The 14,022-nt window shown below is 38.0% G+C and carries 8 protein-coding genes and 1 pseudogene; all 9 read left to right on the forward strand.

Features of this window, described 5'->3' with window-relative positions; all coding sequences use genetic code 11:
* The first annotated feature begins 204 nt into the window (after window positions 1–204).
* Window positions 205–2,682, forward strand: a complete 2,478-nt coding sequence (locus QM481_RS20815) for a TonB-dependent receptor (RefSeq protein ID WP_283383169.1) — start codon at window positions 205–207, stop codon at window positions 2,680–2,682.
* 54 nt (window positions 2,683–2,736) lie between these two features.
* Complete coding sequence (locus QM481_RS20820) at window positions 2,737–4,182, forward strand: ABC transporter permease (RefSeq protein ID WP_283383170.1); 1,446 nt, start codon at window positions 2,737–2,739, stop codon at window positions 4,180–4,182.
* A gap of 27 nt (window positions 4,183–4,209) precedes the next feature.
* The gene (locus QM481_RS20825) at window positions 4,210–5,550 is read left to right on the forward strand and encodes a DUF3526 domain-containing protein (protein ID WP_283383171.1); all 1,341 of its coding nucleotides are present in this window, start codon (window positions 4,210–4,212) and stop codon (window positions 5,548–5,550) included.
* 18 nt (window positions 5,551–5,568) lie between these two features.
* Complete coding sequence (locus QM481_RS20830) at window positions 5,569–6,264, forward strand: ABC transporter ATP-binding protein (RefSeq protein WP_283383172.1); 696 nt, start codon at window positions 5,569–5,571, stop codon at window positions 6,262–6,264.
* Window positions 6,265–6,325: 61 nt separating this feature from the next.
* The gene (locus tag QM481_RS20835; RefSeq protein WP_283383173.1) at window positions 6,326–7,015 is read left to right on the forward strand and encodes a M15 family metallopeptidase; all 690 of its coding nucleotides are present in this window, start codon (window positions 6,326–6,328) and stop codon (window positions 7,013–7,015) included.
* A 267-nt stretch (window positions 7,016–7,282) separates the two neighbouring features.
* Window positions 7,283–8,677 carry a TolC family protein gene (locus QM481_RS20840; protein ID WP_283383174.1) on the forward strand — a complete coding sequence of 465 codons (1,395 nt, stop codon included), beginning with the start codon at window positions 7,283–7,285 and terminating at the stop codon, window positions 8,675–8,677.
* A 60-nt stretch (window positions 8,678–8,737) separates the two neighbouring features.
* Window positions 8,738–9,871: an efflux RND transporter periplasmic adaptor subunit gene (locus QM481_RS20845; protein ID WP_283383175.1), complete on the forward strand. Its 1,134-nt coding sequence runs from the start codon at window positions 8,738–8,740 to the stop codon at window positions 9,869–9,871.
* Between the two features lie 204 nt (window positions 9,872–10,075).
* The gene (locus QM481_RS20850) at window positions 10,076–13,213 is read left to right on the forward strand and encodes an efflux RND transporter permease subunit (RefSeq protein ID WP_166551903.1); all 3,138 of its coding nucleotides are present in this window, start codon (window positions 10,076–10,078) and stop codon (window positions 13,211–13,213) included.
* A gap of 357 nt (window positions 13,214–13,570) precedes the next feature.
* Window positions 13,571–14,022: pseudogene (locus QM481_RS20855) on the forward strand (transposase); the annotation flags it as partial.

The raw sequence follows: 14,022 nt of genomic DNA on the forward strand, positions 1-14,022 counted from the left end.
GACGAATATTTAACTTATTTACCGCAAAAAGCACAAATACAGTGTATTTTATAGATTTCAAGGTAAAAGTTTCTAGGAAAATCAATTCTTGTTTTATATTTGCAACAATATTGCAAAAACGATTTTATGTATTGATATAAAACTTTCTATTTTCTCAATTTAAACTTTATACTTTTTTTCATGTACTTACAAAAAATGCTCTCAATGGCAATTTTACTGCTATTGAGCCTGACTGCTTTTGCCCAAAATTCAATAAAAGGAAAAGTAATCGATGAAAATCAACAAGCTATTCCACATGCGAGCATAAAGCTCAAATCTGCTAAACAAACTAAATCCGCTATTACTAACAATGATGGCACTTTTACAATCGAACAATTAGATTTTAGTGCAGCACAAATCAGTATTAGCTCTATCGGCTACAAAACGTTAAGCCAAAAAGTTGAGCTGAATACAGCTTCAACAACAATCCTATTTGTATTGCACAATGACAATACCGAGCTTCAAGCAGTAGAAGTATTGGGTCGAACCCAAAAAGACTATAACAGTGAATATAGTTTTTCGGCGACAAAAATTGCAATTAAGAATAAAGAATTGCCTCAGGCGATGAGTACCGTAACCAAAGAGCTCATGGCCGACCGTCAGGCATTTCAACTAGCGGATGCCGTTAAGATTGCCAGTGGCGTGATTCCTTCGAGTTTTTATAATCAGTATAATATCCGTGGTATTAGTCAAAATGAAGAAGGGCAAATCATCAATGGCATGCGTACTCGTCAGTATTATTTTTTGCAACCTCTTACCACCAATATCGAGCGTGTAGAAGTACTGAAAGGACCTGCTTCGGTTACCTTTTCGAGTGTTGACCCAGGTGGAAGTATCAATATGGTGACTAAAAAACCCTTGGCACAAGAACGCCATGAGGTAAGTTTGAGCGCAGGAAGCTTTAGTACGGTTCGTGGGACTTTTGATTTTACAGGCCCACTCAATGAGTCAAAAACGCTTCTGTATCGACTAAATGGCGCTTATCAAGATGCCAAGTCTTATCGTGATTTGGTCAACAATAAGGCTGTTTTGATTTCTCCTTCTTTTACGTATTTGCCAAATGACAAAACTGCTATTAATGCCGAATTGATTTACAGCAACCTCAATGGAACGCTCGACCGAGGCCAACCGATTTTTGGAGCAGTAGCAGGCGTAACCAATTTGAACAGTACTCCTATTAGTACAAGTTTGAGTGCTTCGGGTGATTTCTTTTCATCAAAAGACCTGATTTTGATGGGAAATCTTTCGCATAAATTCACGAAGAATTTGATTTTCAATGCGTCCTATATGAAGCAAAACTGGTTGGAAGATTTGCAAGAACACCGCACCACCAATGCCTTTGCGACAGATATTACTGGTGCACAAGTGAGTAGCTTAGTAGGGATGCAATTTATCCAACGTAAACAATCATGGAGTACCGATAATATCAACTTGTATTTCAATGCCAATTTTGATGTAGGTAAAACCAGTCATAAACTATTGGTGGGCTACGATGGGCAGTTTTGGCACAAAATTAAAGGGGGCGGACAAAATGCAGCAAGAGGATTTTTATTGAAAGATGGCAGTGTTGCAAGTAGTTTTTCAGTAGCTAATGCAGCTAATTATCAAACAATTACCTACAATGGTAAAACGTTACCACGTCCAAATGTAAGTTATTTTGACCTCAACAACCCAAGCTACACTGTCAGAAATCTTAATGATTACACCCTCAATGTGCGCACGGCTATTCCTTCGGCCATGACGACTACCGAGGCGATTTATATTCAGGAACAAATCAAATTGGGAAAATGGTCAGCTTTGTTGAGTTTAAGAAATGAATGGTTTGAAGATATTACCAATTACAAAGCGCCAAACGAAGCTCCTTTCAAAAACACAGCACTTATTCCTCGTATTGGCTTGACTTACGAAGTAAACAAGGCTATTAATGTATATGGAACTTATCTCAAAGGTTATCAGCCACAATCGAATACGGTTACTTTGATGCCAAGTACAGGTAACTATGTTTGGACTGCCCAATCGGCAGCGATGTTTAAGCCATTGGAAAGTGATTTGAAAGAAGTTGGAGCGAAGGCTACGATTCTTGAAGGACGATTTACCGTAAATTCTGCGATTTATGAAATCAATCAGAAAAATATCCTGATGAATGCCAACGACCCCAGCAATCCAGATTTGTTGGTACAACGTGGTGCCGACCGAAGTAGAGGTTTTGAAGTAGATATAGCAGGTTTCATTTTACCCAATTGGCAAGTAAATGCTTCTTATAGCTATATCGATGCTATTGTAGTGATGGACCGTGACGCTAATTTAATTGGTCAGCGCAAAGAAAATACACCCAAAAATAGTGCAAACTTATGGACTCGCTACAATTTTGATGCTCAATCGAGCTTGAGTGATTTAGGGATTGGCTTGGGTGCACAATATCAGGGAAGCAAAATTCCTTGGTTTACTCGTGGATTTGAAGTTCCTGCCTTTACCACTTTCGATGCAGCTTTGTATTACACCCCAAGCAAAAGTCATGTTCAAATTGCACTCAATATCAATAACCTTTTTGATACAACTTATTGGTTGGGCGCTCAAAACTATACACGTCTATTCCCAGGTGCTCCTCGCAATTTTATGCTAACGATGACTTACAAATTCTAATTTTTCAGAGACGTTGCCTACAACGTCTCTATTTTCTATAAACCACATAAAAATATGAGATTCTGGATTTTAAAAATTCTAGCAAAACAAGTCTGGCAAAACACCATCAAATCTCGAAGTACAAAGGTTTTGATTGTATTATTTAATGCTCTACTCCTATTTTCAGTTTTCACAGGGTATTTTACCATGAAAAACCATCACGAAAACACAGAACATTACCATACTAAAGTTCGTGAAGGTTGGGAAAAAAGCCCAGACAAACATCCACACCGCATGGCTCATTATGGCTATGTAGCTTTTCGAGAAAATTACCCATTAAGTTTTTTTGACTTCGGGATGGACAGTTTTCTAGGGAATGCGGTATTTCTTGAAGCACATCGCCAAAATACAGTGAACTTTTCAGAGGCTAGTTTTTCGAGTGGATTACTACGTTTTGGAGAACTTTCTTGTGCTTTAATTCTCCAACTTCTAATTCCTCTCCTACTCATATTCTGGGGTTTTGATTTGATTGCCAAAGAGCGAGAAAATGGAACACTCAAGATTCTTTTGACCCAAGCCATTAGTTGGCAAGAACTTATTTGGGGCAAAACGCTAGGGTTGTTTACCCTATCACTTACCGTTTTGTTGCCTGCATTCTTATTGAGCACCCTTTTAATAGGCTTGAATATGGAATCTCACACAGGAGTAGAACCACTTGCAAGATGGGTATTTTTAGCTTTTTTATATCTAATTTACATATTGATTATCAGCCTATTAGTTATTTTTATTTCAGCAAAAAGTCAATCTTCTAAGTCGGCACTTACGCAATTGATTGGTTGTTGGTTGGTTTTTACCTTGGTTTTACCAAAAATATCTCAGGTTGTTGGACAAAACTTGTATCATTCTCCGTCAAAAATAGAATTTGATACCGCCATCGAAGCCGAATTAATCAAGCTAGGCGATAGTCATAATCCCAATGACCCTCACTTTTCGGCATTGAAAGACTCCTTGCTCAAAGCTTATGGTGTGGATTCTACTCACAAATTACCCTTCAATTATGGCGGTGTAGTGATGCAAGAAGGTGAGCGATTGAGTGCCGAAGTGTACAATCGGCATCAAAAGCAACTGGTTAGAACATACGAATCCCAACAAGATATAGTCAAAAAAACGGCTATTATTAATCCCTTTATCGCCATCAAAAATATATCGATGGCGCTTTCAGGCACCGATTATGCCAATTATCAAGATTTTCAAAAGCAAACAGAAGCCTATCGCTACCAACTAGCACAACACATGAATCAGCTTCAAATCAAGTTGATCAGTAATCAAAAGCGTAAACCTACTGAGAAAAATTATAGCATCAGTCAAAAATACTGGGCTTCTTTTCCAGATTTTGAATACCGTTTTTTAAGTCTGGAAACAGTATTGAAAAGTGAAGTTTATTCATTTTTGGCTATGGCTGTATGGCTTTGGGGGTTAGGCTTTTTAGTAAAAAATCAAGAGAGAAAATTTAAAGCATAAAAGCACCACAGAAACGGCAAGCAACTTATGAAAACTTTATTAATAAAGAACTTTACACGCTCGAAAGGCTTAATGTTGGGGCTTTTACTATTGTTGATTTCAGGACTAGTAAGTCTTAACATTGGAAAACAATTTTTAGAAAAAAACGCTCAAATAATTGAAAAGACAGCACATTATCAGCAAGAAAACATTAATAGATATGTACAAAATGTTGATAAAGAAATGGGGTTATTGTTATACTATTTGCGTTTTGGCTTGGTTAACCAAACACCCAATTTGGCAGGTTTATCGATTGGACAACGAGATACAAATCCTTCAATCATCAGTGTTACGATTCGAAATCTGGAGGAACAAAAATATACGACTGACCTCATGAATCCCATGTATCAGTTGCTAGGGAATCTGGATTTCAGCTTTGTTTTACTCTATTTCTTTCCCCTGATTATCATCGCTTTTTGTTTCAATCTAATTTCAGAAGAAAAAGAAGAAGGTACTTGGAGCTTACTTTTGACACAAGCTCAAAATCCTCAAAAAGTATTGTTATGGAAGATAGGTATTCGCTATTTTAGTATTTTATTGGTACTTATTCTCTTATTCATAATAGCCAAATTTTACCTTTCTATTGCTTTTGACCTCCCTTTCATAGCATTTTGTTTGGTGGCTATTTTGTATGTAACTTTTTGGTTTTGTGTCTCTTGGCTAGTAGTGTCTTGGCAAAAGAGCTCAAGTCAAAATGCTCTAGCTTTGTTAATCACATGGGTAATGCTGACCATTACTATCCCTGCCAGTGTCAATGCTACCGTGGCAGCTATTTATCCCGTGCCCGAAGCTTTCAAAACTACCTTGGATAGTCGCGAGGCATATCACTCCAAATGGGATAAAGCCAAAGAACCTACGATTGAAAAATTTTACCAGCATTATCCTCAGTTTAGGAAATATAAACACCCACAAGGGCATGACTATAGTTGGCTGTGGTATTATGCAGCACAGCAAATGGCAGATGATGAATCGATGGTATCATCTCAGCAACTCAAAGAAAAACTTCAGCAAAGAGAATATCTCGTTCAAATCATTGGCTGGGTAGTTCCGAGCATCAATACTCAAATGTCTTTCAACCAATTAAGTCTTACTGACATTCAAAACAATTTGAATTTTTGGAAAGCCTTGGAAAATTTCCATGAGCAAAAGCGCTTGTATTTTTATCCGAAAATATTTGCAGAAATGCCCGTAAACCAAGAAAACTGGACGCAATTCAAACTAGCTTCATTTCATGACAAAGCGATTATTCATTGGTTTTCAACGATTCTTCCAATGTTATTGATTTCATTGTTTTGTTTTTGGAAAGCCATGAAGAATTTAATTTTCTAATATTCAACCCTTTTGACCATGCTTACAGCTCATAATTTAACGAAACAATACGGTGATTATACCGCTCTCAATAAGCTCAATTTAACGATTCAAGCAGGAGAAATCTTTGCCTTGTTAGGACAAAATGGCGCGGGAAAAACAACAACTATCAATTGTTTTTTAGGTTTTATCCAACCAAGCGCAGGCGATGCTGTAATTGATGGCATTATGGTCGCACAAAATCCCACTGAGACTAAAAAGCATCTTGCCTATATTCCCGAAACGGTCATGTTATACCCTAATCTTTCGGGAGTAGAAAATCTTGCGTTTTTCTCTTCATTAGCAGGATTTAACTATTCAGAGCAAGAACTAGAAAACCTATTACAGAAGGCTGGTTTACAAGCCATTGCACATCATAATCGTGTGGGAGGTTATTCAAAAGGAATGCGCCAAAAAGTAGGCATAGCTATTGCCATTGCTAAAAAAGCCAAGGTACTTTTGCTCGACGAACCTACCAGCGGACTTGACCCAAAGGCTTCCAATGAATTTTCGGAAATACTTAAAGAACTGTCTCAAAATGGTACCGCTATCTTAATGGCGACGCATGATATATTTAGAGCGAAAGAAGTGGCGCACCGCATTGGTATTATGAAAGAAGGGAACTTAGTATCCGTGATTGATGCTTCTTCTATATCTGCCAATGAACTGGAGCAGTTGTATCTGCAAACAATCTAGGGACAGTCAACTATCCTTATGAATTGGTTCAATCAAATTACACATTACACTCTCAAATCCCATGAATGTCTTTTTTAAAACTCTTATTATTAGCACTTTATTCGTATTATCCAATTGTCCTATTATAGCTCAGAATACCAAAAAGCTATTGGTCATTTATACCAAAGAAGCCTATCTCAAATCGGTTAAAGAGGATACCAATAAGGCTTTAGTGTTATTGAAAAAATATATTCCCAGCATCAAGCTGGACATTAAATATGCTACTTCACAGAATATTTTTTATCAAAAACTCTACCCTAAAGCCGTAGCTTATGTTCGTTTGCCAGTAGCCAAGGCGCTTGCCAAAGTTCAGGAAGAACTAAAACTGAAAGGCTTATCCCTCAAAATTTATGATGCTTACCGTCCGTATTCGGTCACCGTTCAGATGTTTGAAATGCTGCCCGATACCTTATATATGGGTTTGCCTTGGACGGGTAGCAAGCACAACAGAGGTATTGCTTTGGATTTGACTTTGGTAAATTTAAAAACAGGAAAAGAACTCAAAATGCCAACCCCATTCGACGCTTTGGTATATGCCTCTCATCCTGAATTTCCTTTGGTTTCGGACGAAGCTAAGCAAAATAGAGAGCTGTTAAAAGACGTAATGAAAAGGCATGGTTTTGTAGTTGACCCCATGGAATGGTGGCATTTTAATTATAAGAGTAGTACAAATTTCGAAATCTTGGATTTACCCTTCAAAACCTTCGAATAATAACATTTGGCTTGATTTTAGCAGGAAGAGTGATTGGTACTCTTCCTTTTTTTTTACAAAAAAGAAAGCGCTGATGATTAAACTCGACTATCGATTATTAATCATACTCATTCATGTTGTTCATCGGGTATTTCAGCACAATAGTCAACAATATTGACCATTTTATCGAAAACGATTTCAAAATCGGAACGAAACAAACTTGGTCGGCGTTGTCTAAATACGTTGTACCTCAGCAGAACAAATAATCAATTACTAAAACTTAAATTCATGAGTACTAGGCTTCACAACGGAAAAATGTGGACGAAGCTGTTTCTTACAGCACTGAGTTTACTCAGTTTGTCGGGCAAAACATTTTCCCAAACCACGCAGACTACCACTGCTATTCAGGGTACTAGTGCAGAGAATCTTGCGGCAGAATCTCCAACTTTGGACAAAGCCACACTTGATAATGTGATTCAATATGCACTAAAACATCAACCTTTAATTCAACAGTCGGTTATAGACCAACGCGTTGTTGAAAATACCATCAAAAGCAAATTGGCAGATTGGTATCCACAAATCAATTTTAATTACAATTTACAGCACAACTTTGCTGTTCAGACGAGTATTATCGGAGGTAATCCTGTAAAACTTGGCGTTGACAATACTTCAGCGGCTCAGTTTAGTTTGACACAAAGTATTTTTAACCGTGATTTGTTATTGGCAAATCGTTCACAAAACGATGTTCGTCAACAAGCTTCACAAACTATTACCAACAATAAAATTGCTGTTGCAGCCAATGTAGCCAAAGCATTTTATGCGGTACTTTCGACCAAACAACAAATCAGTGTTGCAGAAGGAGATATTATTCGCTTGAAAAAGAGCTTGAAAGATGCCAAAAGTAACTACGACGCAGGTACAGCCGACAAAATTGACTATAAGCGTGTTACCATTACCTTGAACAACACGATGGCAACCAAGGCAAGCAATGAGGAATTGTTGAAAGCAAGATTACAAGCACTCAAATCTTTGATGGGATATCCAGTCGATAAGCCTTTGGAGATTACCTATGAGCCAACTCAGATGGAAAACGAAATTGCCCTTGATACTACGCAAAAAGTAGAGGTACAGAATAGAATCGAGTATCAGCAATTGCAAACCCTTAAACGTTTGAGAGAAGCAGATTTGAACTACAGTAAATGGGCATATCTTCCTAGTGTATCCTTGAACGGAGCTTATAACCTCAACTTTTTGAATAATAGTTTTGGTGATTTGTATACTAGAAATTACCCTAACTCCTTTGCGAACTTGACTTTGGCTTTACCTATTTTCCAAGGAGGCAAACGTAAGATTAATACCAATACTGCTGAGTGGCAAATCAAGCGTTTGAACTTGGATATGGTCAATCTTAAAAACTCGGTCAATAACGAATACCAACAGGCTTTGGCAACTTACAAGAGTAACTTGACCGTTTTTCTTTCACAAAAAGAAAATATGGAGTTGGCTAAAGAAGTATATGACCTTGTACAAATGCAATATCGCTCAGGTATCAAAACGTATTTGGAAGTAATCACGGCTGAAACAGATTTACGTTCGGCTCGTATCAATTACTACAATACTTTGTATCTATTGCTTTCAAGCAAAATAGATGTACAAAAATCCCTTGGTCAATTAAATTACTAGCATTTAAAATATTTGTATCGACTATTCCCAAAGTCGGTTATCCAATAAACATTGTGTCTTATGTTCATGTATAAAACTAACTCTTTTGCTGCAATTGTGAGTATCGCATTACTCAGTGCTTGTGGCGGAAAAAAAACTGATACAGCAGCATTAACTCCCCCTCCAGTATCGGTAAGTATCGAAGCTGTTGAAAGTACTGATGCCGCTTATTTTGATGAATACCCTGCAACTGTAAACGCCCTTGACATGGTGGAGCTTCGTCCACAAGTAAGTGGTTATATCTCAGGTGTTCACTTTGCCGATGGTGCTCGTGTAAGAAAAGGACAATTACTTTATACCATTGATACCCAATTATTTGAAGCAAACTACGACCAAGCAGTAGCTAATCTAAAAGTGCAAGAGGCTAATTTAGGAAAAGCGCAAAAAGATGCTAACCGTTATCATGAGTTAGCAAAAAATGATGCCGTAGCCAAACAACTAGTCGATAATGCTGATGCCGCTTTGGAAGCAGCACAAAGACAAGTGGATGCATCAAAAGCTAATATCCGTAGTGTTCAAACTAATGTGAGATATACCAAAATTTTTGCACCATTCGACGGAACAATTGGTATTTCATTGGTCAAAAAAGGTACAGCCGTAACAGCAGGTCAAACTATCTTAAACACCGTATCCACTGACCGTCAATTAGCAGTTGATTTTAATGTTGACCAAAAAGAGATTTTCAAATTCTCAAAAATGCTTCAACAAAAAACTTCTGCCTCTGACTCAACCTTTACTTTAGCATTTGATGGTGAAAAATATCCTTATAACGGAAAAATTGCCTTACTTGACCGTGCAGTGGATCCACAGACAGGTACTATCAAAACTCGTTTGATTTTTCCAAACCCTCAAAATATCCTACGTGCTGGTATGACAGGAACTGTACGTGTTTTGACCAAAAGCAATTCGGCAGTGGTCATTCCTTACAAAGCTATTTCTGAGCAGTTGGGAGAGTTTTTTGTGTATGTACCAGGAGATAGTAGTAAAGTAACCCAACGTCGTGTAGAACTCGGAACAGCGATTGGTAAAAAAGTCATTGTGAAAAAAGGTTTGGCATCGGGCGACAAAATCATCGTAGAGGGTATTCAAAACTTGCGTGAGGGTTCGGTTTATACTACCGAAGCCCCAGCGCCAGCAGCTCCTGCGAAAAAATAGTAATTCCATTGATGAGTGGAGTTTCGGCACAACTCATCTAACTTATTCTTAGATATTTATTAAGTATCTTAACTATTGGTCATTTTTTGTAAAATCTTGAAAAGGTATTTTGTAAATACCTCATTATAAGCGTTAAATGCTTGAAAGCAAGACGTTTTATCTTTTCTTGAAATCACCAATAGCTATTCAACAAATCTGTTACTTATGATAGCTGATGTTTTTATAAAACGCCCCATAACTGCCATCGTTACATCCATCGTGATTGTAATTGTGGGAGCTATTGCCATGGCGACACTGCCCGTTTCTCAATATCCTGATATTACCCCTCCTACCGTAACTGTATCGGGTATATTCACGGGGGCAGATGCTCAAACGGTAGAACAAACCACCACTACTCCTATCGAAACCCAAATTAACGGTACGCCTGGCATGAGTTATATGTCATCCAACAGTACCAGTAGTGGTCAAAGTAGTATTAACGTAACTTTCGATATTGGTACTGACGTTAACATTGCTGCGCTAGACGTACAAAACCGTGTATCGGTAGCACAGCCAACCCTTCCAGATGCGGTAAAACGTTTGGGCTTGACGGTTCGTAAACGTAACCCAAGTATCATGATGGCCTTGGCGCTTTATTCTCCTAATGGGACTCATGATGCAAAATTCATTGGTAACTATGCCAATATTTATTTGAAAGATGCCCTCCAACGTATCAAAGGTGTAGGTGATATTGTATCCCGTGCCGATGACTTTGGGATGCGTATTTGGTTAGATCCAGAAAAATTAGCGGCTCTTCGTATGACTCCATCAGATGTTTCGGCAGCTTTGGCAGAACAAAACTTACAAGTGGCAGCTGGTGTAATTGGTGGTAACCCACAACCTCAGAATCAAGCATTTGAATATAGTGTATTGACAAACAGCCGTTTGAATACCAAAGAACAATTTGAGGATATCGTTGTAAGAAGCTCTCCAAGTATTGGAAGTATTGTGTATCTCAAAGATGTTGCTCGTGTAGAATTAGGTCGTTTTGACTATGGTGTAAATGCCTTCGTAGGAAAACGTCCAGCGGCATTTGTAATCATTTACTTAGCGCCAGGAGGAAATACTTTGGAAACGTATGAAGGTGTAACTAAGGCTTTGACAGAAATGAAAAAGACTTTCCCGAAAGACCTTGACTATGTGGTTCCATTAGAATCTGCTTCTGTCGTAAAAGTATCTATCGAAGAGGTAGTACATACCTTGGTAGAAGCCTTGATTTTGGTAATTATCGTAGTGTTCTTGTTCTTACAGAGTTGGAGAGCTACATTGATTCCTATTTTAGCAATTCCTGTATCTTTGATTGGTACTTTTATCTTGTTTATTCCTTTTGGATTTACCATAAATACCTTAACCTTATTTGCTTTCGTATTAGCGATTGGTATTGTTGTGGATGACGCCATTGTGGTAGTTGAGGCCGTTCAGCATAATATGGACGAGCATGGATTGACTCCAAAAGAAGCGACACAAAAAGCTATGAAAGAAATTTCAGGTCCAGTAATCGCTATTGCCTTAATTTTGGCGGCAGTATTCGTTCCTGTAAGTTTTGTGCCAGGTATTGTAGGACGTTTGTATCAACAATTTGCCATTACCATTGCAGTGTCCGTGATTCTTTCGGCATTTGTTGCCTTGTCATTGACGCCAGCGTTGTGTACCATTATGCTTAAACCAACTCCTAGCGAAGATGAACGTAAGAGTCTGTTAGATAGATTTTTTAAATGGTTTAACAATCGTTTCGAAAAACTCTCATTCGCTTACACACGTGGCGTTGCCAAATGGATTAAAGCTACTCCGTTGGTATTGGTTATGATGGCATGTTTATTTGTTGGTCTTTTCTTTTTGTTCAAAAATAAACCAACAGGTTTTATTCCTACAGAAGATGAAGGGCGTATGTATGTAACATACGAAATGCCAGAAGCAACTTCAACGGCTCGTAACGTAGAGATGTTCCAAAACATCATGAGTCGTTTGGAGCGTATTCCTGAAGTGCGTGTTGTGGGTGGTATTGCTGGTTTGAACGTGGTGAGTTTCTCAAACAAATCAAACGTAGGTACTTTCTTCGTAAACCTAAAACCTTGGTCGGATCGTAAAGGAAAAGAACACCATGTACAAAGTGTAATTGATAATATCAAAAAAATCACTTCTGACATCAAAGAAGCACGTGTTTTACCTATCGCCCCTCCTGCTATTCCAGGGTTGGGTCAAACGGCTGGTTTTACTTTTGAACTACAACAAACAACTAGCCCTGACAATATTCAGCAGTTTGAAAAAGTAGCTCGTACTTTCTTGGCAGAACTTAACAAACGCCCTGAAATTGGTATGGCATACACGTTCTTTAGTGCCAGAACGCCTGGTTATCAGATAGATGTAAACCGTGATCAAGCCAAAAAGCAAGGCGTCAATATCAATGATATTTTTGGGACACTTTCTACGCTATTAGGTAGTTCGTATGTCAACGATTTTACCTTATATGGTCGTAACTTCCGCGTAATGGTACAAGCGGATAGTAGTTTCCGTTCTTCTTTGGACAAAATCCAGCAGTATTATGTTCGTAACTCAGCTGGTAATATGGTGCCTTTGAAGACTTTGGTGAATGCTAAAGTTATCGAAAATGCCGCATTGATTTCGCACTATAACGTGTATCGAGCTATTGAAATCAACGGAACACCAAAACCAGGTTTTAGTAGTGGACAAGCTATCAAAGCTTTGGAAGAAGTTGCAGCAAGAACATTACCAGTAGGTTATTCGTATGAATTCTCTGGTATGAGCCGTGAAGAAATTAAGGCAGGAGATAGTACAGTTTTGATTTTTGCGATTTCGATTATCTTCGTATTCCTATTCTTGGCAGCTTTGTATGAAAGTTGGTCTATTCCATTCTCGGTACTCTTTGCGGTACCAGTTGGTGCTTTTGGTTCAATTTTGACATTGACCCTTTTACCAAACCTTTCAAACAATATCTATGCACAAATTGGTTTGATTACCTTGATTGGTCTCGCAGCTAAAAACGCCATTTTGATTGTAGAATTTGCCAAAGAACGTGTAGACCACGGTATGGAGCTCATTTCTGCTACCTTAGAGGCTGTTCAACTACGTTTGCGACCAATTATTATGACGTCGCTAGCCTTTATCCTAGGGGTTTTACCACTGGCATTTGCAAGTGGTGCCGCAGCCGAATCTCGTAAAACTATTGGTTGGACGGTATTTGGAGGTATGTTGTCAGCAACGTCCTTAGCAATCTTCATTGTGCCTGTTTTATTCGTAGTTATCGAAAAAATCGCTAACCGCAAAAAACATACAAAAGCGTAGTTTTTCAATTTGAAAATTAGGTGATTTGAAGATTTGAAAATGTAGAATCTTCCGATATTTTAGGCTGAAGCTGTTTAAACTTTCGTAAAATTGCTTGCGTAAGCAATGAATTTATACTGTTTGAGCGAAGCGAGTTTATAAATTCTTGATTTTTTTGCGGCCGCCGCTGCGGTTACTTTTTGTATCAAGACAAAAAGTAAGACGAAGAGTTAATCAATAAAATATGTTTTTTGAAAAGTTTAAACAGCTTCGCTAATAAACATGAGTCATCCCGAATTTTTCGGGAGAACTTTTTAAAACGAAACCTCCTTGTTTACTTTGTGAATCACGACAAACACAAACAAACAGGAGGTTTCTATGCATAAAGCATTTCTACAAAATAATGACATAAAATCTATTAAGTCAAGACTCTCTCATTTACTTCTTCATAAACTTGATCTTTATCTTTCAGATGTTCAATTATCCTTAGATTCTGTTCTGGATAAGCGTTTAGTTCGTACTTTTTACGATTTAATAGTTGCCATTTTATTGCATCGACACAATTCTATGGGCTTATTGCTTAGCGAGTTAGGTGGATATATCTGTGGATTTGCACATGCTCCCGCTGGGACAAAGCGCATCAGTAATCTGTTACGCTCCAAAAAGTGGACATCTACCATTATTGACAATTTTCTCTTTAATCAAACTCGAAAAAGGCTTGAATCATTAGTAAAACAAGGAAAACGCCCGCTAATGCTTTGGGATGATAGTCGGCTAGAAAAGGCTGAATCTTGGTTTTTGGAGGGACTTTGTAGTGTAGAAAGCTCAAA

Source organism: Flectobacillus rivi (assembly GCF_030056655.1).
Classification (GTDB): Bacteria; Bacteroidota; Bacteroidia; order Cytophagales; family Spirosomataceae; genus Flectobacillus; species Flectobacillus rivi.